Here is a 26,525-nt window from a genome sequence, read left to right as displayed (position 1 = left end):
TTCTCATCCTTTGACGGCGCCCGAAGTCATTCCGCCAACGAAATACTTCTGGAAGAAGACGAAAAGCAGCAGGATCGGCAGCGTGGTGATGGTTCCCATCGCCATCATCAGGCCGTCGGTCAGTTCATAGTCGGACGACAGGTATCCGATCGCCAGCGGCAGGGTTCGCAGGGTCTCCGAATCGAGCAGGATGAGCGCGAAGATGTAATCGTCCCAGGCCAGGATGAACGTCAGCAAGGCCGTGGCGACCACGCCAGGCTTGATCATCGGGGCCAGGATGTAGACCAGCGTCTTGAGCCGGTCCGCGCCATCGATGGCGGCGGAATGTTCCACCTCCTTCGGCAATTGCTCGAAATACCCGATCATGACCCAGGTCGCGAACGGTATGGCATAGGTGGACAGCCCCAGCACATGGCCCATGCGCGTGTTGTAGATGTTCAGCCAGACCGCGATCAGGTAGAACGGCACGACCAGGATGATGATGGGCACCATGTACGCGAACAGCACATAGGCCCGGTAGTACTTGCTGTGGCGGATCTCGAACCGGGAGAAGGCGTAGCCGGCCAGGATTCCGATCGGCATGGAGAACAGCACCGAAAGCACCGAGTTGACCGCGCTGTTGAAGAAAAACTGGCCGAACGATTTCTCGTACCAGGCCGACTGGATATTGGCCATGTCGAGCGCGCCGGGCAGGATGCGCAAGGGCACCTGGTAGAGCTCGTGTTCCGGCCGGATCGCGGTCAGCACCATCCAGGCGATCGGAACGAACAGCACCGCTCCGACCAGCCACGCCACCGCGGCCGGAAGCGGGAATCGATCAATTATCCGCATGGCGTCGTCTCATCATGAAAGCGATACACAGACAGGTCAGCGCAAGGGCGATGACGCCCAGGGCGGAAGCCTTGCCCAGCGCGAACTCCCGAAAGGCCAGTTCGTAGATCATCAACGGCAGGATGCGGGTGCTGTCCGCCGGTCCGCCGTTGGTCAGCAAGGCCATCAGGGAATAGTTGTTGGCGATCTGCATCGTGCGGATGACGGCGAGAATGAGCAGCAGGCCCTTGAGATAGGGCAGCGTCACGTAGACGAAACACTGGATCGAATTGCCTCCCGAAACCCTGGCGGCGTGATAGTCCTCGTCGCTGATGCCCTGCAGGGCCGCGAAGACCATGATGACGACGAACGGAATGCCGCGCCATGCGCTCACGATCAACGCCGTCGCGAATGCCGTGTCGGGCGAGGACAGGAACGGAAACCGCGCCAACCCGTCCAGCCCCGCGCCGCCCGCGATGCCGGAGACCAGGCCGGTCTCCGGCGTCAGCAGCCATTGCCACATGTACGCCACCACCGCGACGGGTATCACCCAGGGCAGGAAGATCGCGCCGCGCAGGAACGCCTTGAACCGGGTGACGCGGTCGAGCAGCACCGCGATGACGGTGCCAAGCGCCAGCTGGGGAATGACCGATAGCACGATCCACAGGAAAGTGATCCTGAGCGATCGCCAGAACTGCTCGCTGGCCAGCAGTTCGCCGTAGTTCCGCAAGCCGATGAACTGCGCGCTCGACTCGCCCAGCCTCAGGTCGAAGAACGAGAACGCAATGGTGGCAAGCAAGGGGACGATCACCAGCGCTGTCAGGACCACCAGCGCCGGGCTGAGCAGCAGCATTCCCAGCCGGTTCTCTTTCATGGCGCGCCGTTGATCAGTTTCGAGATCTCGCTGGCCAGCGGATTGGCCGTCTCGTCGCGCAAGCGCGCCACGATGCGGTCGACCGCCTCGGGCGCCAGCAGGCCACGCGCGCCATCGGCCAGCTTGGTGGCATGGTCGAAAGGACGGTCGTAGCCACCGAGCATCTGCTCGACGGTCCTGGTCGCCGTGCGCCCGTCCCGGGCGTGGACGGTCACCGTCGCGCCGTACTTGAAGTCCTGGAACTGCGCCTTCTGCAGCCGGGCGCTGGGAACCAGGCTGATCTTGCCGTACAGGGCCTTGACGCGCGCGTCGGTGGCGTTCTCGACCAGGTATTGTTCGTGGATGAGATCGCCATGGACATAGGCGGCGGCAACGCAGAACTTCGTGTCGAAACACAGGCCCACGTGCGTCAGCAGCCCTTGCTCGTAGGCGTCGAGGATGCCGGGTTCGAAATCGTCGTAGCGGCCGCCCACGTACAGCGTGGCCGTGCTGCATTCGACCACGATCCGCTCCACGTCCTCGGGCGCGATCTCGTCGCGGATCGACATGGCGCACTCGGCCGCCGGCAGGTTGTACGCGCAACCCGCGTGCTTCTTGGTCGACAGCGTTTCGGTGTACCACTTGACGCCGATATCGCGCGTCAGCTCCTTGAAGTCGATCGACTCGGACACCGTGGCCAGATAGCCCGCCGGGTGTTCCACGATGTCGCCGCGGCCCACGATATCCTGTTGGGCCATGTTGGCCGAGGCGATGGCCCACATCGCGGGCAGCCCGTTGACCAGCAGCTTGGAATCGCTCGTCCAGCCCACCGGGCAGTTTTCCATCGCCATGTAGCAACTATGGCCCAAGGCATAGCCCAGCTGCCGCCGGTCCAGCCCGAGCAGCCGGCCGGCCACCAGCGGCAACTCGATCTGATGGTTGGGCAGGCCATTGCCCAGATAGGCGCCGCGCTGGATCGCCCGCGACGTACGGCCCGCGATCTCATTGCCGACCGTCACCGCGGCGACCACGTCGTTGAGGCGCAGGCCGCGCTCTTCGGCAAGCGCCCATGCCACCGGTACGACGGCGGCGCCGACGTGGCTGATGAGCACCCAGTCTTCCCAGTCCAGGATCTGCGCCAGGCCCGAGTTGTACAGCGCCGCCGAAGCGGCGGACATGCCCGTGCCCGCGCCGAAGGCCGAGCTTTCACCGCGGCCGAACGTCGTCTGGATGGCGTTTTCGAAGGACTTCGCGACCGGCAATTGCGCGCCGCCCAGTATCGAGCCTACCGTGGCGATGATCTGTTCCCGCACGATGGACCGCACGTGGACGGGAATATCCTCGTAGCGCAGGTCATGGGCGAAATCGATGAGGGGAGCCGAGCTGTTCATTGTTTTTCCTCGAGCAGGACGGCCTGCAGCAACATGGAGAAATGCATGATGTAGCGACGTTCGTGCTTCAGGAAACCGCACTTCCCGGCCAGCACCTTGCTCATGATGGAACGCTCGCCGCTGAGCACCGTGCCCCAGTCGTCCGTGCCCAGCTCGATCGTGCAATGGGGCCGGTGCGCGTGCTCACGCGCGACCATGGGCGGCTCCACGCACAGGAACACGGACTCTTCGCCGCGCTTGAGCTGGTAGACCGTGCCCAGAACGGCCTCCAGCCTGGGTGTCAGGTATTTACGTCCGCTGCGCTGCAAGGCACTGCGGATTCTTTCTATCTCTTCGAAGAACATGACGCGTTTCCCTTGGCAAAAGATGGCCGGAGTATTGGGGACAACGCGACACGGCACAATTGCGCGCGGCGAAAGTTTCGCAGTTTCTGGGAATTTCCATGAAACCGCGGTTACTCCCCTATAGGACTGGCCTCGCCCTCCTGCTAAGGTTATTTGTTTTGCCACGCCGGACCTGCCTGACCCCGCTCCCTACCGAAGGTACCCCTATGTCCCAACCCTATCTGCAGGTCATCGCGCACTACCATGCCCAGCCGGGCTCCCAGGACCAGGTCGGCGCGCTGCTTGCCCAGCTGGCGCAGCACACCCGCACGGAACCGGCGAATCTGTATTACGAGTACTTCCAGTCGGGAAGCGATCCGTGCCACTTCGTCATCCTGGAGAAGTATCGCGACATGCACGGCCTGGACGAGCATCGCAAGACCGCGCATTTCCAGGCAATCGGCATCGGCCAGATCATTCCCCTGCTGGCCAGGCGCGAGGTCGAAAGCCACATGGTCACCCCTGACAGCTAGCGCCGCCACGGGTCGGCGCGCACCGCCGCGACGGCGGTGCGCGCGACGCCGGCGGCGTCAGAAGGCCTCTTCGTAGAGCCGCGTGGCGTCGGCCAGCGTGACATCGCGCGGATTGTTCGCCAGCAGGCGCTGTTGCTGCAGGGCCTGCCCGGCCAGCGCCGGGATGTCCGCCGCCGTAACGCCCACCTGCGCCAGCCGCGTCGGCAGTTCAAGCGTCCCTGCCACCTCGGCCATCGCCTGCACGAATGCCGCGGCCTTCTCCGATGCGCCGCCGGCATGCCCCGGCAGGATCACGTCCGCCAGCTCCGCGTACTGCGTCTCGCAGCGAAGCGAGTTGAACCGCAGGACCGGCCCCAGCACCAGGGAGTTGGACAGCCCATGCGGCACATGGAATGTGCTGCCCAGCGGATAGGCCAGCGCATGCACGGCGCCCACCGGCGCATTGGCGAACGCCTGGCCCGCCAGCATCGCGCCCAGCAGCATGTCCTGCCGCGCCGCCAGATCGCCGCCGTCGCGGCAGGCGACAGGCAACGCGCGAAACAGCAGCCGCAGCGCTTCGCGCGCCAGGGCATCGGAGATGGGATTCTTGAGCACGCGGCTGGTGTATGCCTCGGTCGCGTGCACCATGGCGTCGATACCCGTCGCCGCGGTGATGGCCGGGGGCAGGCCCAGCGTCAACGTGGCGTCCAGGACGGCCAGGTCGGCATACAGCACCGGCGAGATGACGCCGGCCTTGGCGCCATCGGCCGTCGTCACGACGGCGATCGGCGTGGCCTCCGAGCCGGTGCCCGCCGTGGTCGGCACCTGCACCAGCGGCAAGCGCGGCCCGGCGACGCGGCCTATGCCATAGGCCTGGCGCAAGTCCTGCGCCGTACCGGCGAACGCGGCAGCCAGCTTGGCCACGTCCATCGAAGACCCCCCGCCAAAGCCCACGATCACCTGGGCCCGGGCATCGCGCGCCGCCATGATGGCGCGCTCGACCACCGACTCCGGCGGGTCCGCGACGACCTCGTCGAACATGGCCACCGTATGGCCCGCGCCGGCCAGCGCGTCGCGCAGCCGGCCCGCCAGGCCCAGTGAAACCAGCGCCCCGTCCGTCACCAGCAGGACACGGCTCGCCCCCCATCGGGCCGCCAGCGTCTCTCCCAGGGCGTCGCTGGCGCCACGGCCGACCAACGTCCTCGCATGCGTACAGAACTCAAACATCGCCACCTCGATCAGAACAGGCTGGAGAGTCCGCGCGCCGACGCACGGCATCCGCCCGGCGCGGCGCGACCCGGAAAACCAGCTTAGCAGGCCGCGGGACCTCGCAGGCAGGCGGGTACGGCGGTTTCCCAGTTGTCGGGAAACCGCGTTCCGGCAAATCGCGATCCAAGACTGGAAGAAGGCGGCGGGCGTGAAACAACCAGGCGCGCCAAATGAAAAAAGCCGCTCCTGTGAGCGGCTTTTTTCTTGCTGACGTTGCTTGCCAACAGTGCTTGCTGAATCTGGTTGGTGGGTCGTGCGCGACTCGAACGCGCGACCAACGGATTAAAAGTCCGCTGCTCTACCAACTGAGCTAACGACCCGACCGAAGCCAGGAATTATGACGGATTTCCAGCCTCGTGTCAAAACGGCCGGGTGAAAAAACCAGGCCGCCCGAGGACGGCCTGGCTGGATGCGAACCCGGCCAGGCCGGATGCGTGCCGCGCGGGCTTACCAGGCGGCGACCACGGCGCCCTTGTACTTGCCGAGAATGAACGCCTTGACCGGCGCGCTCTGGTAGATGGAAACCAGCTTGCGCAAGTCGGCGCGGTCCTTGTCCTGCTCGCGCACCACCAGCACGTTGGCATAGGGCGATTCAGCCGATTCGCGCACCAGCGCATCCTTGCTCGGATCCAGGCCGGCTTCCAGCGCGAAATTGGTATTCACGGCGGAGGCGTCGGTGTCGTCCAGCGAGCGCGGCAGCTGGGCGGCGTCCAGTTCGATGAAGCGCAGCTTGCGCGGATTCTCGACCACATCGATCGGCGTGGCCTTCAGGCCGGCCTCCGGACGCAGCTTGATCAGCCCATGTTCCTGCAGGAGCAGCAAGGCGCGGCCGCCGTTGGTGGGGTCGTTGGGGATGCCGATGCGCGCGCCGTCCTTCAGCTCGTTCAGGTTCTTGATCTTCTTGCTGTAGATGCCGATGGGGAAGATCACGGTCTTGGCGATGCTGACCAGCTTGTAGCCGCGGTCGGCATTGGCGTTGTCCAGGTACGGCTGGTGCTGGTAGCTGTTGGCGTCGAGGTCGCCCGAGGCCAGCGCCACGTTGGGCTGCACGTAGTCGGAGAACTCGATGACCTGGATGTTCAGGCCCTGCTTGGCCGCTTCCTCCTTGACCACCTCGAAGATCTGCGCGTGCGGGCCGGCGGTCACGCCGATCTTCAGCGGCTTGTCCTGCGCCAGCGCGGGCTGCGCGAAGACGGCGGCGCCCAGGGCGAACGCGGCGAGGGTTTTCAGGAACTTGGTGCTCATGTTGCGATATTCCCAGATACGGAGTGAGGAAAAAGGATCCAGCGAGGTTCAGCGGTGCGACATGCGGCGCACCAGCCAGTCGCCCAGGCTCTGGACGACCTGCACCAGCGCGATCAGCACGACCACCACGGCCAGCATGACTTCAGGCAGGAAGCGCTGGTAGCCATAGCGGATGCCCAGGTCGCCCAGGCCCCCGCCGCCGATGGCGCCGGCCATGGCCGAGTAGCCGATCAGGCTGACGATGGTGACGATGGTGGCGGCCACCAGGCCCGGCAGGGCCTCGGGCAGCAGCACCTTGCAGATGATCTGCAAGGGCGAGGCGCCCATGGCGCGCGCCGCGGTGATCAGGCCCGGGTCCACTTCGCGCATGGCGTTCTCGGCGACGCGCGCCATGAAGGGAATCGCCGCCACCGCCAGCGGCACGATGGCCGCGGTGGTGCCGATGGAGGTCTGCACCAGCAGGCGGGTGAACGGGATGATGGCCACCATCAGGATGATGAAAGGCACCGAGCGGGTGCCGTTGACGACAGCCGCCAGGACCCGGTTGACCGCCAGGTTCTGCAGCATGCCACCGCGTCCGGTGACGATGAGCAGCACGCCCAGCGGAATGCCGACCACCACCGAAATGGCGCCGGACACGCCGACCATCAGCAGGGTCTCATGCAGCGACGTGATAAGCAGGTCGATCAGTTGCGGGCTCATGGGCGATTTCTTCTACAGTGATTTCACGGGCGGCCAGCGCGGCGAGCGCGTCCTTGACCGCATGCGGCGCGCCTTGCGCCAGTACGAACAGCGTGCCGACGGCCACGCCCTGGATATCCTCGACGCGCGCCTGCACCAGGCTGACGTCCAGCGCGAATTCGCGCGCCAGGTCCGACCAGAGCGGCTCGCCGGCGGCCACGCCCTTGAGCGACAGGCGCCACAGGCGCACGGCGCGGCCGGGCTCGGCGGCCGCCAGCGCGTCGATACGCTGCTTGACGGCGGCCAGGGTGGCCTCGCTGAGGTCCGACGCGGTGGCGGCCGAGACCATGGCGCGGGTGACTTCGTGCCGGGGCGCGGCGAACACTTCGCGCGTGCTGCCCAGCTCCACCACCTCGCCATGCGACAGCACGGCGACCCGGTCACAGATCTCGCGCACCACTTCCATCTGGTGGGTGATCATCACCACCGTGACGCCGGTCTTGCGATTGATGTCGCGCAGCAGCGCCAGGATGTTGTGGGTGGTCTCGGGGTCCAGCGCCGACGTCGCCTCGTCGCTGAGCAGCACGTCGGGGTCATTGGCCAAGGCGCGCGCGATGCCCACGCGCTGCTTCTGTCCGCCGCTGATCTGGCTGGGATAGCGGTCGCGCAGGTGCTCCAGGCCGACCAGCGCCAGCAGCCGCTCGACCTTGGCGGGAATCTCGGCGCGCGCCACGCCGGCAATTTCCAGCGGCAGGGCCACGTTGCCGTACACCGTGCGGCGCGCCAGCAGGTTGAAGCCCTGGAACACCATGCCGATGCGGCGGCGCTGGTTGCGCAGTTGCGCCTCGCCCAGCCCCACCAGGGCCTGGCCGCCAATGGCGATGCTGCCCTGGTCCGGGCGCTCGAGCAGGTTGATGCATTGAACCAGCGTACTTTTGCCCGCGCCGCTCGGCCCGATGATGCCGAACACCTCTCCCTGCTGGATGTGCAGGTTGATGCCCCGCAGCGCTTCGAAGCGGCCATGCGGGGTGGCGTACGTCTTGGATAGATTTTCGATATGAATCATGGCATGCGATTGTGAATCGCCGCTCTTCTTAAGCGAACGACTGTTTATTCCTCTTTTTATAACTGTCAGTTATATAAAATGGATAAGACCCGATGCGCGCCGGCAATGGGCCGGCGATGCATCGGGTCGGAAGGGAACGCGCCGGGCGCCAGGCCCGGCAGGCGTCAACGAGCGCGCGAGATGCGGACTTCTGCGCCGCGGCGCTTCACTTCCAGCCCTTCGGAAGGCAGGATGCGCAGTCCTTCCAGCCCCTTGATATAGCTGGATCCCTGCATTTGCATTACGCGGATTTTATTGCGCATGACCACCGGATTATGGACAGGCATGCCGAACATCCAGACCTCGTCCAGGATGCGCGCCGAATTGAACTCGCCCGTGTGCTGCGCGGCCGGGCCGAGACAGAGCATGTGGCCTTCGCGGCCGAACACGGGGTAGCGGTCCAGCTCGCACTCGACCGTCCAGGTCGTGCCGCCCTCGTAGCGGTGGCCGGTGTTGAGGTCCCACCAGGCGTCGCCCTTGGGCAGGTAGACGCGCACCTGCTTGCCGGGCTGCGTCACCGGCGCCACCAGCAAGGCCGGCCCCAGCAGGTATTGCAGGTCCCAGGCATGCGCGTGCGGGTCGTGCGGGAACGACATGGCCATCGAACGCTGCACCGGCAGGCCGGTGCGCGCCGAGTCCTCGATGGCGCCCAGCACATAGGGAATCAGGCGGTAGCGCCACTGCATCCAGGTGCGGGCGTGCGCCAGGGTTTCTTCGCCGAAGGCATCGGGCAGCAGGCCAGGGACGCCCTGGAAGCTGAAGTTGGCCGACAGCACGCAGGCGCCCAGCCAGCGCAGGTACAGCTCGGCAGTCATGCCCTCGAGCGGCGCCCGCGCCGAACCCAGCGCGTGCACCTGTACCGGCACGCCGCTCGCGCCGATCGACAACGCGGTGCGCAGGCTGTGCTCCAGCCCGGCCCAGTCGTTGGTGACGCGCGGACCCACCTGCCACGGCAGGCGCTGCGCCGCCGGGAACAGGTCGGTGCTGGGCACCACGCCCTCCGGCGGCACTTTCAGGCCGGCCACCGCGTCGAAGAGCGCGCGGCGGACCAGCAGCGGATACATGGTGCGCAGCGCCGGGCCGGTTTCGCCGTTGCGGGCCGACACGCCGTCGGGAATCGCAATCTGCGCGTCGCAGGCCGGCGCGTCCAGGCCGTCCTCGATCAACTGGCGATGCCGCTCTACCCACATCGCGTAGGCGTCCCGATACGACAGATCCAGCAGGCCGTATGGCTGCCCGCCGGTGGCGGCATTGCCGTCGAACACCTGGGCGCTGCCGTCGTCGCGCGTCAGCAGCCAGCCGCGGTCTTCCAGTTCCTCGAACAACAGGCTGGATTTCAGCACGCCCGGAAAACCGCTCGCCGCCACATGGACGTGATGCTTGTGGAACAGCGCCAGCATCTGGCGCGCGTCGGGAAAGCGCTGGGCGTCCCACTCGAGCACCGGCTTGTCGGCCTGGAAGCTCCAGGCCGCCGGCAAGGCCAGCGTCACGGCATCCAGCGCAATCTGCTGATCGCGCAGGCGCGCCACCAGGGCCGCCGTCTCGGTCGGCATCTGGCCGTCGGCCTGCTGCAGCCATGCGCCCATCGCCCACAGCACCGGCTGGCCGGCGCGGCCGGTCAGCGCGGTGTACTGGTTGAGAATCTCGGCCGGCTCGCCGACAAACAGGAACAGGTCCAGCACCGGGTCGTCGATGGTGAGCACATAGGCGCCCTCGGCGGGCTCCAGGCCCACCGCGTGCTCGACGCGCCGCATCGTGTTGGCGTAGACGCCCCAGCCGCGCGGGCTCCAGGCCAGCGGCAGGGCGCGATGCTCGGGGTCGTCGGACACCACGGCTTCGCCGCGTCGGTCGAGATCTCCCGGCGTTTCCCCCAGGCCATAGACGGGCTCGGCGCCCTCCAGGCCCAGGCCCACGGTCCACACGGCCTCCTCGGTTTCGTCGAGCGCGTTATGACCGAACGCGGGCGTATGCGCGGACACTTCGGAAGCAAAGACTTCCTGGTCGCCGCGATACAGTTTCACGCGCACGGGATCGGAGAGCACCTCGAGCGTCGTATCGCCCTGCGCGATACGCCAGCCGCCGCCATCGTCGCGCGGCGACAGCGTCGCCTCGCCCACGGCCTCCTGGCGCGCCAGCAACATTTCAGCCACGGCGCGCGCTCGCGCGCTGGATTTTTCATCGGTGAGGAGACTCGCCTCGCCACAACGCAGGCGGTATACGCCCGGCGCGTGCGCTTCGACTACCAGATGCAAGCCGTCGCCCGCGTCGAAGTCGATGCGGCTAGGGCGGGACGTCAACAACTCGACGGTGTCGAGCTGGGTAGTATGAGCAAAGTCGAACTTCGGCGGCACAGAGCATCCCCCGGCTTTAGCCAAAAAACCATTAAAAGACGCTATTTTGACGGATTTGGGCCCTGAAATAAACTCGCCCCTTCATTTTGAGGGTGCCGGCATGCCAGGGACGGCGATTCAGGCGCCATTTTGCGGCCTAAGCGGTCACTTACTTCAAACCCCCGCAAAATCGCCAATCACCGCTATCGTTCCGCTTATATCGGTGTTTCGGGCCCTATTTTGCCCGCAACCCCGGCCGATTATGCGCCCACTCGGCCGCGCGTGGCCGGCGACGGATACGACACCATTTTATTTTCATCGCGGCGCGATTTGCGCCAGCAAGTCGGTTTCGAGCAGCCCGGGCTCGCCGCAAAGACGCGCCGCGATCACATCGCCCATCAGCGCGGCCCAGCTCAGCCCGCGCGATGCATACCCCGCCGCCAGCCACAATCCGGGCGCATGGGCGAGCGGCCCGACGGCCGGCAACCGCCCCGGCAGCACGGCGCGCCATCCCGCCCAGCCGGGCAGCGATCCGGGCCGCAGGGACGCGAAGGCGGCCGGCGCCTGGCCCAGCAGGCCGGCGGCCTTGTCCAGGTTGACGCGCTGGCCTGCGGCGCCGGTCAGCGCCTGCGCGGCGCCATGCACATAAGTGCTGCCCGCCACGCACCAGCCGTCCACGGCGGGCAACAGATATCCCTCGCCGCCGACGACGCAGCACGGCCCGCCGGACAGGGCCGCGGCCGGCAGCAGGGTCACTTCGCCGGCCAGCGCGTGCATGCGGGCCAGCCGCGGCAAGGGCTCGAGCAGGCCGCTGTCGGCCAGCAGGCGCGGCGCGTCGGCCGCATTGGCCAGCACCACCACCGGCGCCCGCGCCACTTGCCGTCCCTGCGCGTCGAGCACCTGCCACTGAGCGCCATGGCGTCGCAGCCGCGCGGCCTGCGCCGCGATCGTGCCTATGCCCGGGCCCGCCAGCAGCGCATCGATGAGCGCGCCCGGCCGCACCAGCATGCCGTCGGCGAAGAATACGCCGCCGCGCGCCACCGGCAAGCCGGCCAGCGCGCCAGCCTGGTCGCGGTCCACCATGCGCACCCAGTCGGCCGGAAATTGCAGGATCTGCAGCGTCTGCGCCAGCGCCGCGGCCCGGCCGGCGTCGCGCTCGAGCTGCACGGTGCCGCAGCGCCAGGGCGCGGCCGGCGCCGGCAGGTCGCGCCAGCGCAGCCAGGCGCGCTGGCTGCCCGCGCGCGCCAGGCGCGCACGCGGGTTGTCGTCGCGCGCGATGACCGGCGTCAGGGCCGCGGCGGCGTGGCCGGCGTGTGACGCAACGCCCGCCAGCCGCGCCGCGTCCAGTACCGTCACGGCCCGGCCGCGCAAGGCCAGCGCATGCGCCACCGCCGCGCCGGCCAGCCCGGCGCCGACCACCAGCACCGGCGCGCCGTCGTCATCGGGCGCGCCGTCGTCGGGCGTCGCCGCCCCGGGCAGGCGCCGGCCCAGCGTCATGTGCCACTTGCCGCCAAAGCCCGGCGCGCGCGTGACGGCAAAGCCCGCCTGCTGCAGCGCCTGCCGTACCTGCCCGGCGCTGCACCAGGACGCCAGCGTGGCGTCCGGCGCGGCCAGGCGCGCCAGGGTCTGCAGCATGAACGGGTCCCACATGGCGGGATTGCCGCGCGGCGCGAAGCCGTCCAGGAAGTAGGCATCGACGCGCGCCGCCAGGCGCGGCGCCAGCTGCTGCGCGGTGCCGAAGCCCAGCGTCAGGGTCAGCGCGCCGCCCTCGAACTCCAGCCGGTGCAGCCCCGGCAACAACGGCGGCCATTGCGCGGCCAACTGGGCGGCCAGCTCCTGCAAGCCCGCCGGCGCATGGGCGCGCAGCACCGCCAGCAGATCCTCGCGCGTGAACGGGTGGCCCTCCAGCGACAGCATGTGCAGGCGGCGCGGCCGCGCCGGATCGTCACGCCAGGCCCGCCAGAGGGCGAGAAAATTCAGCCCCATGCCAAAACCCGTCTCGCAGACGGTGAAGCGCGCCCGGCCGCGCCAGCGCTGCGGCAGGCCATTGCCGCGCAGGAAAACATGCTCGGCCTGGCCGGCGGCGTCGTCGCGCGAATGGTAGACATCGCCATAGGCGGCGCTGTACAGGCGGCCCTGTTCGTCACGGGCGACGACGGCGGGCTGCAGGGGCGCAAACGAGGCAGACATGGCGGCAGGAAAGATCCGACTATTCAAAGGTTTGCCACTATAAAGCCATCGCCGGCCGTTGGATAAGCACCACGCCGTCGCGGCGAAATGCCCGGCCGCGAGACCGAATTCTCCCTGGTTGCGAAACGGGCTGCGAGCATGGGCTTACACTTGGGCTATGCAGACCTCCGCCCAACGCTCCCCTGCCTCCGCCACCCTGGACCTCGGCGCGGCCGTCGACGCAGCCGTCACAGCGGCCCATGCGGGCGCCGCCATTCTGCAGTCGTACGCGCACCATCGCGCCGACCTGGTCATCGACCGCAAGGCGCGCAACGACCTGGTCTCGCAGGCCGACCGCGAGTCCGAAGCCGCCGTCATCAGCGTATTGCGCGAACGCACGCCGCAGTTCGGCATCGTGGCCGAAGAAACCGGCGGCGCGGCGCAAGGGCCGGCCACCTGGTACATCGACCCGCTGGACGGCACGACCAACTACCTGCACGGCATTCCGCACTACGCGGTGTCGATCGCGCTGGTCGCCCACGCGGGCACGCGCGTGGTGGCGGGCGCCGACCTGCAGGAAGACACGCCGGTCATCGGCGTGGTCTACGACCCCAGCAACGAAGAGCTTTTCACCGCCGTCCACGGCATCGGCTCGTGGCTCAACGGCCATCGCATCTCGTGCTCGCGCACGTCGACGCTCGACGACGCCGTGCTGGCCACGGGCTTTCCGTTCCGCGATTTTTCCTTCGCCCACCAATACATGCCGATGCTGCACGACGCCATCCGCCGCACCCGCGGCGTACGCCGCATGGGCGCGGCGGCGCTGGACCTGGCCTGGACGGCCTGTGGCCGCTACGACGGCTATTGGGAAATGGGCCTGGCGCCGTGGGATGTCGCGGCCGGTACCTTGCTCGTGCGCGAGGCCGGCGGTGTGTGCACCGACATGATGCAGCAGCAGTCGTGGCCCAGCGGCGGCCGCGTGGTGGCCGGCAACCGCCACATCCACGGCGCGCTGTTCGACATGGTCAGCCCGCACCTGGACGCGCCCGCGCCCGATTCCAGCCAGGCCTGAGCACCCGCGCGGCCCGGGCTAGCTACCCGCGTCGGGCCGCAGTTCGCGCCGCAGGATCTTACCCACGTTGCTCTTGGGCAGTTCGTCGCGGAACTCCACATGGCGCGGACGCTTGTAGCCCGTCAGCCGCTCCTCGCACCATTGCAGCACCGCCTCGGCCGTCAAGGCCGAGTCCTTCTTCACGACGAACACCTTGACCGCTTCGCCCGAATGCTCGTCGGGCACGCCGATGACCGCGCACTCCAGGACCCCCGGGTGCGCCGCGATGACGGCCTCGACTTCGTTGGGATACACCTTGAAGCCCGACACCGCGATCATGTCCTTCTTGCGGTCGACGATGCGCGTATAGCCGGCTTCGTCCATGATGCCGATATCGCCAGTGAGGAAGAACCCGTCGGCCGTCATGACATCGCGCGTTTCCTCGGGCTTCTGCCAATATCCCAGCATGACTTGCGGACCGCGGATCGCGACCTCGCCGCGCTCGCCCAGCGGCACCGGCACGCCATCATCGCCGAGGATGGCCACGTCGGTCGATGGCAGCGGCAGGCCGATGGAACCCGAATAGGTCTTGGCATCGGTCGGGTTCACGGTGGCCACCGGCGAGGTCTCCGACAGGCCATACCCTTCTATCAGCGGATGGCCGGTCAGCTCCAGCCACCGCTCGGCGACCTGGCGCTGCACCGCCATGCCGCCGCCCAGGGTCAGGCGCAGGTCGGTGAAGTCCAGACGAGCGAAATCCGGGTTGTTGATCAGGGCGTTGAACAAGGTGTTGACGCCGGGGAAGATGTTGACCGGCGCCTGGCGCCAGGCAGCGATCAGCGCCGCCTGGTCGCGCGGGTTGATGACCAGCAGATTGCGCATGCCGGCATGCATGCCGTAGAGGCCGCACACCGTCATGGCGAACACGTGGTACAGCGGCAGCGCGCTGATGATCGTCAATTGCCGGCCCTGCAGGTCGTGCAGCACCGGCTGCGCCACGGCCTCGGTCTGCAGCACATTCGCCACCAGGTTGCCGTGCGACAGCATGGCGCCCTTGGGAGTGCCGGTGGTGCCGCCGGTGTATTGCAGCACGGCCAGGTCGTCCATGCCCAGCTCGGGTGGCGTGAACGTGGCGCGCGCGCCATCGCGCAGGGCATCCGGCAAGCGGTGCGCCCCCTCGATGTTCCATGGCGGAACCAGCTTCTTCACATAGCGCGCCGCCAGGTTGACCAGCGGCGCTTTCAGGCCTCCCAGCAAATCGCCAGGGCCGACCACCACGACATGCGACAACGCGCCGCGATCGGACACCGCCTGCAGCGTGTGCGCGAAATTCTCCAAGATGACGATCGTCTCGGCGCCGCTGTCGAGCAACTGGCGCTGCAATTCGTCGGCCTTGTAGAGCGGATTGACGTTCACCACCACCATGCCGGCGCGCAGCGTGCCCAGCAGGCACACCAGGTAGGCCGGCACGTTGGGCATCATCAGCGCCACGCGCGCGCCGCGCGCCAGGCCGCGCCCCTGCAGCCAGGCGGCGAAGTGCCGCGCATGGGCATCCAGTTGCGCATAGGTCATGTCCGAGCCCATCGAGCGGCAGGCCGCCTGGCCGGCATGGCGCCGGCAGGCCCGGTCCAGCAGGTCGGTCAGCGACGTGTAGTCCTGCGGCGAAATCTCGTGGGGGACTCCCGCGGGATAGTGAGCGAGCCAGGGGCGCAGCATGGTGTTTGCCTCCATTAATTCGAGTTTTGTTTGATGATAACCTTGTTGCCTCGGACTTCCGCATGGAGCCCACGGCATGAAACTGATCGAACCCATCGTCGCGTGGCGCCAGGATATCGCCGCCATACGCCGCGACATACACGCGCACCCCGAACTGGCCTTCGAGGAATTCCGCACCGCCGACGTGGTGGCGGCCAGGCTGCAGGAATGGGGCATCGAAGTCGACCGCGGCCTGGGCGGCACGGGAGTGGTCGGCATCATCCGCGGCGCGCGCGAAGGCGCGCGGGCGGTCGGCCTGCGCGCCGACATGGACGCCCTGCCCATGCAGGAAGCCAACACGTTCGACCACGCCAGCCGCAATCCGGGCAAGATGCACGCGTGCGGCCACGATGGCCATACCGCCATGCTGCTGGCCGCGGCGCGCTTTCTGTCGCAGCAGCGCGACTTCGCCGGTACCGTGTACGCGATCTTCCAACCTGCCGAGGAAGGCGGCGGCGGCGCCAAGCGCATGATCGACGATGGCCTGTTCACCCGCTTCCCCATGGAAGCGGTATTCGGCATGCACAACTGGCCGGGCATGAAAGTCGGCCAGTTCGGCCTGACCGCCGGGCCCATCATGGCCTCGAGCAACGAATTCGCGATCCACATCAAGGGCAAGGGCACGCACGCCGGCATGCCGCACCTGGGCATCGATCCGGTCATGGCGGCGGTGCAATTGGCGCAATCGCTGCAGACCATCGTCACGCGCAACCGCAACCCGCTCGACGCCGCCGTGCTCAGCATCACCCAGATCCACGCCGGCAGCGCCGACAACGTGGTGCCCAACGAGGCCGTCATGCGCGGCACGGTGCGCACCTTCACGCTCGACACGCTGGACCTGATCGAACGCCGCATGGGCGAAATCACGCGCCTGACCTGTGCCGCCCTCGATTGCGAGGGCGAGCTGGAATTCCGGCGCAACTATCCGCCCACTATCAACCATCCCGCCGAGTCGGCGTTCTGCGCCGGCGTCATGCGCGGCATCGTGGGCGCGGAAAACGTCAACGACCACGTCCAGCCCACCATGGGGGCCGAGGATTTCGCCTTCATGCTGCAGGACAAGCCCGGCTGCTACGTCTGGATCGGCAACGGTTCGGGCGACCATCGCGACGCCGGCCATGGAGCCGGCCCGTGCATGCTGCACAACGGCAGCTACGACTTCAACGACGAGCTGTTGCCGCTGGGCGCCACCTACTGGGTGGAGCTGGCGCGCCAATGGCTGGCGCGCCCCTGAGCCGGCCAGGCCCCTAGGGCAGCGCCAGGCAGGCGTCCAGGAAGCGCTGGGTGGCGCGCGACGCCGCGCTGGCGTGCGGCGCCAGGATGCTGAGCGTGCGCGTCAGCGGCCGCGGCAACAGCCGCAGCGTCGCCAGCGAACCGTCCTCGTGCCGCACCGACATGATGGAGACGAAGCCCACGCCCAGGCCGGCGCGCACCGCCTGCTTGACGCCTTCCACGCCCGCCAGCTCCAGCCCCACGGCCGGCGCCAGCCCCGCGCTGGCGAAGGCGCGCTCGACCAGCCCGCGCACGCCCGAGCCCGGCTCGCGCGTGACCTGGGGCCACGCCGCCAGGTCGCGCAGCGTGGCCGCGCCGTTGCCCGCCAGGGTGTGGTCGGAGCGCACGATCGCCACCACCTCGTCCTGGCGCCAGGGATGCACCACCGTATCGGCGGGCAGGCCGGCCGGCACTTCGCCTTCGATGAAGGCCAGGTCCAGGGCCGGCAGCCGCTCGACGATCTGGCGCGTATTGCCATCCGACAGATGCACGCCGACCGCCGGATAGCGGGCCCGGAAGGCGGCCACCAGGCCGGGCAGCAGGTAGCTGGCCGGCGTGGTGCTGGCCCCCAGGCGCAACGAACCGGTTTCCAGGCCGCGCCACGCATCGCGCAAGGCGCCGGCCTGGCCGTACACCTGGCGCAGCTGGCGCGCGTGCTCGGCCAGCCGCTCGCCGGCCGCGGTCAGGACGATCCCATGGCCGCTGCGCCGATACAACGGTTCGCCGAACCAGTCCTGCAACATGCGCAACTGGCCGGACACCGCCGGCTGCGACAGGTGCAGCAGTTCGGCGGCGCGGCTGATATTGCCGGCGTCGGCCACGCTGGCGAAGGTAAGCAATTGGTCCGGCGTCATGTTGATATCGTAATATCTGATGATAGATATTAAAAATAAAGATTTTTCAGATAATAGTCCGGGCCGTAATATTTCTGCCAGTTATTTAGTTATTGCTGACGGCGCCATGACCACCACTACCTCTACCCTGCCCCTGCCCACCCCGTGGCGCGACAAGCTCAACGGCATCCTGTTCGTCGCCCTGATGGCGGCGGCCGTGGTGCAGCTGGCCGACCTGCCGTTCATCCGGCAATTCGGCTTCTCCCCCCTGGTGGTCGGCATCGTCTGCGGCATGCTGTACGGCAACTTCCTGCGCGGCACCATGCCGGCCGACTGGGGCGCCGGCGTGCACTTCACGGCGCGCCGCCTGCTGCGCATCGCCGTCGCGTTCTACGGCCTGAACATCAGCATCCAGCAGATCGCCGCGGTGGGACTGCCCGGCCTGGCGGTGTCGGTCGGCGTGGTCGCCTCCACCCTGCTCATCGGCACGGTGGCCGGCCAGCGGCTGCTCGGCCTGGACCGCGACACCGCCATGCTGACGGCCGCCGGCAGCGCGATCTGCGGCGCCGCCGCCGTGCTGGCTTTCGAGCCGACCCTGCGCGCCGCCCCTCACAAGAGCGCGGTGGCGGTCGCCACCGTCGTCCTGTTCGGCACGCTCTCGATGTTCCTCTACCCGGTGATCTACCACGCCGGCTGGCTGCCCTTCGACACCCAGGCGCTGGGCATCTATATCGGCGGCACCGTGCACGAGGTCGCCCAGGTGGTCGGCGCGGCCAGCAACATCGACCCCGCCACGACCGAGGTCGCCACCATCGTCAAGATGACGCGCGTCGCCTTGCTGGTGCCCGTCCTGCTGGTGCTGGGCTTCTGGCTGCGCGCCAGCGCCGCCGCCGGCGCCGACGGCAAATCCCACGCCAAGCTGCCGGTGCCGTGGTTCGCCATCGGCTTCCTGGTCCTGGCCATCGTCAACTCCCTCGACATCCTGCCGTCCGACCTGGTCACCACCATCCGCAAGCTGGATGTGTTCGTCCTGACCATGGCCATGACGGCGCTGGGAATCGAAACCCGCTTCGCCCAGATCCGCAAGGCCGGACCGCGCGTCATGGCGCTGGGACTGGTCCTGTACGCATGGCTGGTGTTCGGCGGCTACGGAATCGTGAAGCTGGCGACCTGAGCCGCGCGCCTAGGACACGTTTTTCCTGCATAATCGGCCGGGTCCCTTCAGGAGCCGGCCCGCATGACCAACCCAGCCAAATCCCCCTTCACCAGCCTGCCCACCGGGCGCGAGCCGGTCCTGCGCGTCATGCCCATGCCCGCCGATGCCAATATCCATGGCGACGTGTTCGGCGGCTGGATCATGGCGCAGGTGGATATCGCCGGCTCGATCCCCGCCGCCCGGCGCGCCGCCGGGCGCGTGGCCACCGTGGCCGTCAACGCATTCCAGTTCAAGCAACCGGTATTCGTCGGCGACCTGCTCAGTTTCTATACCTCCATCACGCGCACCGGCACGACCTCGGTCACGGTGTCGGTCGAAGTGTATGCTGAACGCCAGCGCCTGGACGCCGAAGTCGTGAAAGTCACCGAAGCGGTGCTCACCTACGTCGCCACCGACGAAGCCCGGCGCAGCCGCCCGCTGCCCACCCTTTGAGTCCTGTTGCATGACGCAGTCCGCCGCCACGCCCAAGCCGCCCGCGACACCCCGCCGGCTCGACCCCGAAGACGCCCAGCACGCACTGGCCGAGGTCCAGGAGTGCCTGCGCCGGCAGCATCTGGTCGAAGACCTGGTCCATCGCCAGGAACAGGGCGACGACAAGGCCCACCTGGTCGAAGACCTGGTGCACCGCCAGCATGAGGCGGAGCTGGCCACCCTGATCAACGGGCTGCACCCGGCCGACATCGCCTTCATCCTGGAGTCGCTGCCCAAGGACGAGCGCCAGACGGTCTGGCGGCTGGTCAGTACCGAGCACGATGCCGATGTCCTGATCGAAGTCGAAGACTGGGTGCGCGAATCGCTGATCGAGGCGATGGACCGCCAGGACCTGGTCGCCGCCACCGGCAGCATGGACGCCGACGAGCTGGCCGACCTGGCGCCCGACCTGCCGCCCGACGTGGTGGCCGAAGTCCAGAAGGGCCTGACCGAGGAAGAGCGGGCCCAGCTGCTGGAGGCCATGGGCTACCCCGAGGACAGCGTCGGCGCCATCATGGACTTCGAAATGGTCCGGGTGCGCGAGGACGTGTCGCTGGAAGTGGTGTTGCGCTACCTGCGCCGCCTGCACGAACTGCCCGACCACACCGACCAGATTTTCGTGGTCGACCGCCAGGACAAGCTGCAAGGCGTCCTGCCCATCGCCACGCTGCTGGTCAGCGAGCCCGATACCGAAGTGCGCGCGGTCATGAACTCGGATTTCCTGACCCTGGGCCCGCTGGATTCCGACGCCGACGCCGCCAGCGCGTTCGAACGCTACGACCTGGTCTCGGCCCCGGTCACCGACGAACAGGGCCGGCTGATCGGCCGCGTCACCATTGCCGACGTGGTGGACGTGATCCAGGAAGACTCGCAGGAGCAGGCGCTCTCGCGCGCCGGCCTGCAGGAAGAAGACATCTTCGCGCCCGTGCTCATGGCCTTGCGCAACCGCGCCCCCTGGCTGCTGTTCAACCTCTGTACCGCGGCCACCGCCTCGTTCGTGGCGTCGCGCTTCGAGGATACCGTCAGCCACATCGTGATCCTGGCGTTTCTCATGTCCATCGTGGCGGGTATCGGCGGCAACTCCGGCAACCAGACCATGACCATGATCATCCGCGCGCTGGCCGTCGGCCGCATCACCGGCCGCAACCTCTGGCCACTGGTCAAGCGCGAAATGCTGGTCACGCTGCTGGTGGGCTTGTGCGGCAGCCTGGTGGCCGCCCTGTTCGCCTGGGCCATTTCCGATTCGCTGTCCATCGCCGTCGTCATGATGGGCGCGATGATCTGCAACATGCTGGTCGGCGCCTCGGTGGGCGTCATGGTGCCCATGCTGCGCGCGCGCTTCGGCAAGGACCCGGCCATCGGCTCGTCGGTGCTGCTGACCTTCGCCACCGACTCGCTCGGTTTCTTCATTTTCCTCGGGCTGGCCACGGTCTTCCTACTGTAGTTCCGCACCCCAGGTAGGCGGTTTCTCTTGACAGCTCACTGAAAGGCTGTGTGTCGCGCTATCGGTTAAGGTGTAGGTTTGCACTTTTTCCCGTTAGCGCAGCATATGACCCAGTATTTCCGGGCCCTGGCTTTCTTTTTCCTGCTGGTGCCGGCAACGGCCATGGCCTGTGACGACTGGCCTTCCTGGGCGCGTGGCGCCTGCCAGCGCGTGGGCCAGATATGGAATGAAGGCGGCAACGACCTCTACCTGACCGGCTATTCGTGGCACAACCGGGCCATGTACAGCAGCGACAAGATCCGCAGCTTCAACGAACTGGCCTGGGGCGGCGGACTGGGCAAGAGCATCTACGACGAAGACGGCGACTGGCAAGGGTTGTACGCCATGGCGTTTCTCGATTCGCACAGCGACATCGAACCGATAGCCGGCTACGGTTTCCAGAAAATCGGCCGCGTCGGCGCGGACACCCGCCTGGGCATCGGCTACACCGTCTTCCTGACTTCGCGCTCCGACATCATGAGCCGGGTGCCGTTTCCCGGCATCCTGCCCCTGGTCTCGGCCGGCTACAAGGATGCCACCCTCTACGCCACGTATATCCCGGGCGGCAAGGGCAACGGCAACGTGCTGTTCATGTTTGGCCGCTGGCAGTTCTAGGACTGCGCCAGCCTGTCGACCAACGCCCCCAGGCGCCAATCGACAATGCCGTGCTCGTTGAGCGCCCTGTGGGTTTCCCGCACGTAATCCAGGCATGCGCCCGAACGCCCCACCGCCTGGCGCACGGCGCGGATCAGCAGTTCGTCGCTGAGCGCGCCCGCGTAGTGCCGGCAACGCCGGTCCGGCACGAAGGCCAGCCCACGCACCGGCGCCTGCCCGGTATGGCAGCGCAGCCAGCGCGGTTTGTATGCGCCGCCGCTCATTTCGCGATGCCACAGCGCCTGGAATACGTCGGGCACGTCGCGCCCGGCCACCCGGAACGCCACGCCCCGGCAACAGCCGCCACGGTCCAGGCCGAACACCAGGCCCGGGTTGTCGGGCGAACCGCGATGGTCATGCGACCACAGGCACAGCGAGCGGTGGTAGCCGCGCACCGTCGCCAGCCGGCGCTCCTGCCAGGCGAAGTCGGGTCGCCAGATCAGCGATCCGTATGCAAATACCCAGACGTCCTCGCAGCCGTTCCACTGCGACAACAAGTCGCGCGCCGAACCTGTCCGCGGATCGGCCCCTTCGTCCGCCGCGGCGGCGGACTCTCGCAATGACATGACCAAACCTACCTCTGCCTGTGCGCCGGCACGCGCTCCGCGAGCCGGATAGCGAGCTATGCTACGCCGGCGCCGAAGAAATTACCTTGCGAGATGACGGGCCTGCCATGCCCTGGCAGGCAAAACCCGTTCACGGCGCGCGCCCGCCGTGAAAAATTTTTGCGCGCGCTCGGCGCCCTCTACACGGCATCCAGTGGCAACTCCGTGGTGCTCTTGATGACTTCCATCGAAAAGCTGGCGCTGACGTCCAGCAAATCCACCGCTTCGATGAGACGCCGGTAGAACCGGTCATAGGCGGCCATGTCCTCGACCACGACCTTGAGCAGATAGTCGATATCGCCCGCCATGCGGTAGAACTCCACCACGTTGGGCAGCGACATGACCGCGTTGATCAGGTTGTCGGTCCATTTTGCGTTGTGCTGGTTGGTCTTGATGGACACGAAGACGGTCAGGTTCAGCCCCAGCGCCCTGGGATCGAGCAGCACCGCGTTGCGCGCGATCACGCCGTCGTCCTTCAGCTTCTGGATGCGGCGCCAGCATGGCGTCACCGACAGGTTCACCTGCTCGGCGATCTCGGCCACCGAGCAGGTGGCGTCTTTCTGCAGCAGGCGCAGAATCTTGATATCGGTTTGATCCACGGGAACCCCCAAATAGCGTCAGGTGTAGCGGTCGGCGGTCAAGCCATCCAGGTCAATCTGCGGCGTGCGGCCTGCCACGATGTCTGCGACGATCCTGCCGGTACCGCAGGCTTGTGTCCAGCCATTCGAGCCATGGCCGCAATTCAGGTAGAGATTGGCGTAGCGGGTCGGCCCCAGGATGGCAGGGCCGTCCGGCGTCATGGGCCGCAGGCCGGCCCACGCCTGCGCCGCATCGTAGTCGGCGCCTTGCGGAAACCACTCGCGCACCACGCCCTTCAGAAACGCCACGCGTCCTGGGTCGATCGCCAGGCCGTACCCGTCCAGTTCGGCCATGCCCGCCGCGCGCAGGCGCGAACCCAGCCGGGAAATCATCACCTTGTTGTATTCGTCCATGATGGCCGCCCGCGGCGCGCGCGCCTCGTCGGCGATCGGGGCGGTGATCGAGTAACCCTTGACCGGGTAAATGGGCAGCTTCAGGCCCAGCGGCCGCAGCAGGAAGGGCGTGCTGCCGCCCAGGGCGACCACATAGGCGTCGGCCTGCAGCAATCCCTGGTCGGTGCGCACGCCCGCGATCGCCCCGCCGGCTTGCGCCAGGCTCGCCACGGTGCAGCCATAACGGAACGCCACGCCCTCGCCAGCCAGGTAGGCGGCCATGTCGCAAACGAACTTGTAGCAATCCCCCGAGCCATCGAGCGGCAGGAACAGGCCGCCCGCCACCGGCGCATGGGCGCCGGCCAGCGCCGGCTCGCGCGCGGCGGCCTCGGCGCCGCTCAGGAACTGCCATGGCACCTCGAACTCATCGAGCGCACGCGTGATATTGGGCACCGCCTTCAGGTCGGCCTCGCCGCGAAACAGCTGCAGCGTGCCATCCTGATGGAAATCGAACGAGACCGGCAGCCCGGCCGCGGCGATCTCGCGCAGGCAGGCCTGGCTGTAGTGCGCCACACGCTGCATGCGCAGCTTGTTGACGCGGAAGCGCTCGGCGGAGCACTCGCCCAGCCAGCGTGCCAGCCATGCCAGCTTGCGCGGCCGCGGCGCCAGCGAAAAGCGGATCGGCGCATGGCGCTGCAGCGCCATGCGCAGCACTTTGGCCACCATGCCGGGCGCGGCCCACGGCCCGGCGAAGCTGGGACACAGCCCGCCGGCGTTGCCGAAGCTGGTTTCGCGCGCCGGGCCGGCCTGGCGCTCGAGCACGGTCACGGCATGACCGTCGCGCCACAGATAGTAGGCTGCGGTCATGCCGGCCACGCCGGCCCCCAGGACCAATACACGCATCAATCGCTTCCTTGTGTGAGAGGCCGTGAGGCCGCTCTTTTCGATAAGGGGCGCATTATGACGCAGCGCCCGCGCCACGCGGGCTTCAATAGGTCCCGGGATAGCCGCCGCCGTCGATCAGAATATTCTGACCGGTCATGTATCCGGTATGCGTCGAGCATATGTAGGCGCACAGGGCGCCCAGCTCCTCCGGCTGGCCGTAGCGGCCGGCCGGATTGGAGCGGCCGCGCTCTTCCCACAGTTTCTCGAACGGCTGGCCCGACTGCTCCACCAGGCCCTGGATGTGGCGCACCTGGGCGTCGGTCGCGAAGGCGCCGGGCAGCAGGTTGTTGATGGTGACGTTGTGGCGCACGGTCTGCCGCGCCAGGCCCGCGACAAATCCGATCAATCCGGAACGCGCGCCATTGGACAGGCCCAGCTCCGCGTGCGGCGCCTTGACGCTGCGCGAGACGATATTGACGATGCGGCCGAAGCCGCGCTGCGTCATGCCATCGACCACCCGGCGGATCATGTCGATGGGGCCCAGCATCATGGCGTCCAGCGCGCTGATCCAGTCGTCGCGGCTCCAGTCTCGGAAGTCGCCCGGCAAGGGGCCATCGGCATTGTTGATCAGGATGTCGGGCGCCGGACAGGCCGCCAGCGCGGCCTCGCGGCCCTCGGCGCGGGTCAGGTCGGCGGCCACCCAGCCCACGCCGATGCCGGCTTCGCGGGTAATCTCCGCCGCGGCCAGCTCCAGTGTCTGCGCCGTGCGCGCGGCCAGCGTCACCTTGACCCCCTCCAGCGCCAGCTGGCGGGCACAGGCCCGCCCCATTCCACGGCTGCCGCCGAACACCAGCGCCGTCTTGCCTGCGATACCCAGATCCATGCCGACTCCTGATGAAATATTTTTCTAATCCGTCCCCTGCGGACCTGCCAATTGGCAAACCCATTCCGGAACGTAGCCCCTAGGATAGGAATACTGTCAGCATTCGTCCATCCCATGCGCCCGCAACCGTTTTTGTCCGTCCCCATTTCGCCCGGCCTGCAGGATTTGTGCGCCTCGGTGCAGTCCGCGCAACTGAACGCGGCGCAGGCCTTGCTACGCGAACTGGCCGCCAGCGTGGCCGGCGCGGACGGCGCGCTGGCCGACCTGCCGTCCGAGCTGCGCGCCGGACATCCCGATCACTACAGCCGGCACGTCGCCTACGCCGACCCGCACGGCAGCTTCACCATCGCCTATCTGATCTGGCGCCCCGGGCAATTCAGCCCGGTGCACGGCCACAAGACCTGGTGCACCTACCGGGTTCTGCAGGGCGAACTCACCGAATCGCATTACCGCTGGAACCCCGACCTGGGGCTGGCCATGCGCACCGGCATGGTGGCGCGCCGCCCCGGCGACATCGTCACCGCCACCCCCGGCCTGGCGCAGATCCACCGGCTGGGCAATGCCGGCGACGAGGTCGCCATTTCCCTGCACATCTACGGGGTGGCCCAGAGCGATATCGCCACCGGCGTCAACCACGTCGTGCAGGAAGCCGCGCCGCGCCCGCACTAGGCGCCGCGCTCAGTTCTCGAGGCTGATGTTGTTGGCCTTGATGAACGAGTCCCAACGCTCGTATTCGCTGCGCACATACTGTTCCAGCGCCGGACCGTCCGAGGCGACGATCTCGAAGCCCGCTTCGTTCAGCTTGCGGCTGACCTCGGGATCGGCCAGCACTGCCTGGAAGGCCGCGGTCAGCTTGCGCACCGTATCGGCCGGCGTACCGGCCGGCGCGAACATGCCGCTCCAGGAATAGGCGACAAAACCGGGAAAGCCCGATTCGATCACCGTGGGCACCTCGGGCAAATCGCTCAGACGCTTGTCGCCGGCCACCGCCAGCGGCTTTATCTTGCCGGCCTGGATCTGGCCCCGCAGCGCCGCGTAACTCAGCCAGGTCATGTTCGCCTGCCCGCCCACAACCGCCTGCACCGCCGGCCCCGCGCCGCCATAGGGAACGTGCAGCAGCTCGACCTTGGCGCGCCGCTTCAGCTCTTCGGGCGCCAGGTGATTCAGCGAGCCCACGCCCGTGGAGGCGTAATTGAAGGTGTTGGCCGGCTGCTTGCGTGCCATGTCCAGAAACTCGGCCAGCGTCTTGCCCGGCACCGACGGATTGGCCCCCACCACCAGCGGGAACCGCACGGTCTGGCTGATCGCCACGAAGTCCTTGAAGGTGTCGTAGGGCAGCTTGGGCTTGACCGCCGGGTTGATCGCATGGTTGTCGAAGCTGACCAGCAGGGTGTTGCCATCCGGTTCGGCACGCGCCACGTACGCGGTCGCGATCTGGCTTGCCGCGCCCACCTTGTTCTCGACCACGACCGCCCGCCCGTCCAGCTCCTTGGACAGGCGCGGCTGCATGATGCGCGCCAGGATGTCGGTGCTGCCGCCCGGCGGATACGGGACGACCAGCACGAGCGGCCGCTCGTCGGCGTGCGCGGGCGCATAGGCTGCCGCGCCCGCGCCCAACAGGGCCAGCGCGCACAGGCCGGTCGTAAAACCCTTCAGTATTCGAGGTTTCATAGATTTTCTGCCTCAAAGGTCAGTGAAGACGGCCTGCCGGCCGCCGTGGATCACGCATGCGGATCGCGGGCCGTCTCGCGCGGCCTC

The 26,525-nt window shown here is 67.6% G+C and carries 25 protein-coding genes and 1 tRNA gene; 8 read left to right on the top strand and 18 right to left on the bottom strand.

Annotated features, from left to right (window positions below; all coding sequences use genetic code 11):
- Positions 1–3 precede the first annotated feature (3 nt).
- Genes CAL11_RS04165 through CAL11_RS04150 form a run of 4 tightly spaced genes read right to left on the bottom strand, consistent with a single transcriptional unit; the run spans position 4 to position 3,455 of the window.
- Positions 4–831 carry a carbohydrate ABC transporter permease gene (locus CAL11_RS04165; protein ID WP_086092232.1) on the bottom strand — a complete coding sequence of 276 codons (828 nt, stop codon included), beginning with the start codon at positions 829–831 and terminating at the stop codon, positions 4–6.
- Positions 818–1,684 (bottom strand): carbohydrate ABC transporter permease, encoded by an 867-nt coding sequence (locus CAL11_RS04160; protein WP_086094509.1) that lies wholly within the window; start codon positions 1,682–1,684, stop codon positions 818–820. Before CAL11_RS04160 ends, CAL11_RS04165 begins: the two co-directional genes overlap by 14 nt.
- Entirely contained in the window at positions 1,681–3,054 is a 1,374-nt protein-coding gene (locus tag CAL11_RS04155) for an MmgE/PrpD family protein (protein WP_086092231.1), read from the bottom strand. Before CAL11_RS04155 ends, CAL11_RS04160 begins: the two co-directional genes overlap by 4 nt.
- Complete coding sequence (locus CAL11_RS04150) at positions 3,051–3,455, bottom strand: hypothetical protein (protein WP_033467594.1); 405 nt, start codon at positions 3,453–3,455, stop codon at positions 3,051–3,053. The genes CAL11_RS04155 and CAL11_RS04150 overlap by 4 nt, the downstream gene beginning before the upstream one ends.
- A gap of 149 nt (positions 3,456–3,604) precedes the next feature.
- On the opposite strand from CAL11_RS04150, the gene CAL11_RS04145 reads away from it, so the two are divergent.
- Complete coding sequence (locus CAL11_RS04145; RefSeq protein WP_033467597.1) at positions 3,605–3,910, top strand: putative quinol monooxygenase; 306 nt, start codon at positions 3,605–3,607, stop codon at positions 3,908–3,910.
- A gap of 57 nt (positions 3,911–3,967) precedes the next feature.
- Here the strand turns inward: CAL11_RS04145 and CAL11_RS04140 are convergent, their stop codons facing one another.
- The 7 genes from CAL11_RS04140 to mnmC form a co-directional block, all read right to left on the bottom strand.
- Positions 3,968–5,122, bottom strand: a complete 1,155-nt coding sequence (locus CAL11_RS04140) for an iron-containing alcohol dehydrogenase (protein WP_208617571.1) — start codon at positions 5,120–5,122, stop codon at positions 3,968–3,970.
- Between the two features lie 280 nt (positions 5,123–5,402).
- Positions 5,403–5,478 (bottom strand) — tRNA-Lys (locus CAL11_RS04135).
- 127 nt (positions 5,479–5,605) lie between these two features.
- Positions 5,606–6,403, bottom strand: coding sequence for a MetQ/NlpA family ABC transporter substrate-binding protein (locus CAL11_RS04130; protein WP_033467603.1), 798 nt, complete (start codon positions 6,401–6,403; stop codon positions 5,606–5,608).
- Between the two features lie 48 nt (positions 6,404–6,451).
- Positions 6,452–7,105, bottom strand: a complete 654-nt coding sequence (locus CAL11_RS04125; RefSeq protein ID WP_033447981.1) for a methionine ABC transporter permease — start codon at positions 7,103–7,105, stop codon at positions 6,452–6,454.
- Positions 7,062–8,150: a methionine ABC transporter ATP-binding protein gene (locus CAL11_RS04120; protein WP_033467605.1), complete on the bottom strand. Its 1,089-nt coding sequence runs from the start codon at positions 8,148–8,150 to the stop codon at positions 7,062–7,064. The genes CAL11_RS04125 and CAL11_RS04120 overlap by 44 nt, the downstream gene beginning before the upstream one ends.
- 164 nt (positions 8,151–8,314) lie before the next feature.
- A complete protein-coding gene (locus CAL11_RS04115) occupies positions 8,315–10,540 on the bottom strand; it encodes a glycoside hydrolase family 31 protein (protein WP_086092230.1) in 2,226 nt (741 codons plus the stop codon).
- Positions 10,541–10,834: 294 nt separating this feature from the next.
- Entirely contained in the window at positions 10,835–12,736 is a 1,902-nt protein-coding gene (mnmC, locus tag CAL11_RS04110; protein WP_086092229.1) for an FAD-dependent 5-carboxymethylaminomethyl-2-thiouridine(34) oxidoreductase MnmC, read from the bottom strand.
- A gap of 130 nt (positions 12,737–12,866) precedes the next feature.
- On the opposite strand from mnmC, the gene CAL11_RS04105 reads away from it, so the two are divergent.
- A complete protein-coding gene (locus CAL11_RS04105; protein ID WP_086092228.1) occupies positions 12,867–13,760 on the top strand; it encodes an inositol monophosphatase family protein in 894 nt (297 codons plus the stop codon).
- Between the two features lie 18 nt (positions 13,761–13,778).
- Here the strand turns inward: CAL11_RS04105 and CAL11_RS04100 are convergent, their stop codons facing one another.
- Positions 13,779–15,455: an AMP-binding protein gene (locus tag CAL11_RS04100; RefSeq protein WP_208617570.1), complete on the bottom strand. Its 1,677-nt coding sequence runs from the start codon at positions 15,453–15,455 to the stop codon at positions 13,779–13,781.
- A gap of 76 nt (positions 15,456–15,531) precedes the next feature.
- Here CAL11_RS04100 and CAL11_RS04095 point away from each other — a divergent pair, with 76 nt between their 5' ends.
- On the top strand, positions 15,532–16,728 hold the full coding sequence (locus CAL11_RS04095; protein ID WP_086092226.1) for a M20 aminoacylase family protein: 1,197 nt from the start codon (positions 15,532–15,534) through the stop codon (positions 16,726–16,728).
- Positions 16,729–16,741: 13 nt separating this feature from the next.
- Here CAL11_RS04095 and CAL11_RS04090 read toward each other — a convergent pair whose 3' ends face one another.
- A complete protein-coding gene (locus CAL11_RS04090) occupies positions 16,742–17,620 on the bottom strand; it encodes a LysR family transcriptional regulator (protein ID WP_033467620.1) in 879 nt (292 codons plus the stop codon).
- A gap of 106 nt (positions 17,621–17,726) precedes the next feature.
- Here CAL11_RS04090 and CAL11_RS04085 point away from each other — a divergent pair, with 106 nt between their 5' ends.
- The 4 genes from CAL11_RS04085 (at position 17,727) to pagP (ending at position 21,384) form a co-directional block, all read left to right on the top strand.
- A complete protein-coding gene (locus CAL11_RS04085) occupies positions 17,727–18,773 on the top strand; it encodes a YeiH family protein (protein ID WP_086092225.1) in 1,047 nt (348 codons plus the stop codon).
- A gap of 63 nt (positions 18,774–18,836) precedes the next feature.
- Positions 18,837–19,247: an acyl-CoA thioesterase gene (locus CAL11_RS04080; RefSeq protein ID WP_033467625.1), complete on the top strand. Its 411-nt coding sequence runs from the start codon at positions 18,837–18,839 to the stop codon at positions 19,245–19,247.
- Positions 19,248–19,257: 10 nt separating this feature from the next.
- Positions 19,258–20,730, top strand: coding sequence for a magnesium transporter (gene mgtE / locus CAL11_RS04075; protein WP_086092224.1), 1,473 nt, complete (start codon positions 19,258–19,260; stop codon positions 20,728–20,730).
- Positions 20,731–20,835: 105 nt separating this feature from the next.
- The gene (pagP, locus tag CAL11_RS04070; RefSeq protein WP_033467631.1) at positions 20,836–21,384 is read left to right on the top strand and encodes a lipid IV(A) palmitoyltransferase PagP; all 549 of its coding nucleotides are present in this window, start codon (positions 20,836–20,838) and stop codon (positions 21,382–21,384) included.
- Here pagP and CAL11_RS04065 read toward each other — a convergent pair.
- The 4 genes from CAL11_RS04065 to CAL11_RS04050 form a co-directional block, all read right to left on the bottom strand.
- The gene (locus CAL11_RS04065) at positions 21,381–21,989 is read right to left on the bottom strand and encodes a gamma-glutamylcyclotransferase (protein WP_086092223.1); all 609 of its coding nucleotides are present in this window, start codon (positions 21,987–21,989) and stop codon (positions 21,381–21,383) included. The genes pagP and CAL11_RS04065 overlap by 4 nt on opposite strands.
- A gap of 179 nt (positions 21,990–22,168) precedes the next feature.
- Positions 22,169–22,639 carry an Lrp/AsnC family transcriptional regulator gene (locus CAL11_RS04060; protein ID WP_086092222.1) on the bottom strand — a complete coding sequence of 157 codons (471 nt, stop codon included), beginning with the start codon at positions 22,637–22,639 and terminating at the stop codon, positions 22,169–22,171.
- 6 nt (positions 22,640–22,645) lie between these two features.
- On the bottom strand, positions 22,646–23,902 hold the full coding sequence (locus CAL11_RS04055) for a D-amino acid dehydrogenase (protein WP_033467634.1): 1,257 nt from the start codon (positions 23,900–23,902) through the stop codon (positions 22,646–22,648).
- 85 nt (positions 23,903–23,987) lie between these two features.
- Positions 23,988–24,767 carry an SDR family oxidoreductase gene (locus CAL11_RS04050; RefSeq protein ID WP_033467637.1) on the bottom strand — a complete coding sequence of 260 codons (780 nt, stop codon included), beginning with the start codon at positions 24,765–24,767 and terminating at the stop codon, positions 23,988–23,990.
- A 51-nt stretch (positions 24,768–24,818) separates the two neighbouring features.
- On the opposite strand from CAL11_RS04050, the gene CAL11_RS04045 reads away from it, so the two are divergent.
- On the top strand, positions 24,819–25,436 hold the full coding sequence (locus CAL11_RS04045; RefSeq protein ID WP_411469326.1) for a cysteine dioxygenase: 618 nt from the start codon (positions 24,819–24,821) through the stop codon (positions 25,434–25,436).
- 9 nt (positions 25,437–25,445) lie between these two features.
- Here the strand turns inward: CAL11_RS04045 and CAL11_RS04040 are convergent, their stop codons facing one another.
- Complete coding sequence (locus tag CAL11_RS04040) at positions 25,446–26,438, bottom strand: tripartite tricarboxylate transporter substrate binding protein (protein ID WP_033467642.1); 993 nt, start codon at positions 26,436–26,438, stop codon at positions 25,446–25,448.
- Between the last annotated feature and the right edge of the window lie 87 nt (positions 26,439–26,525).

Source organism: Bordetella genomosp. 6 (assembly GCF_002119705.1).
GTDB lineage: Bacteria > Pseudomonadota > Gammaproteobacteria > Burkholderiales > Burkholderiaceae_B > Bordetella > Bordetella bronchiseptica_F.
Note: the sequence above shows the minus strand (reverse complement) of the source record. Positions and strands in the feature narration are given on the sequence as shown.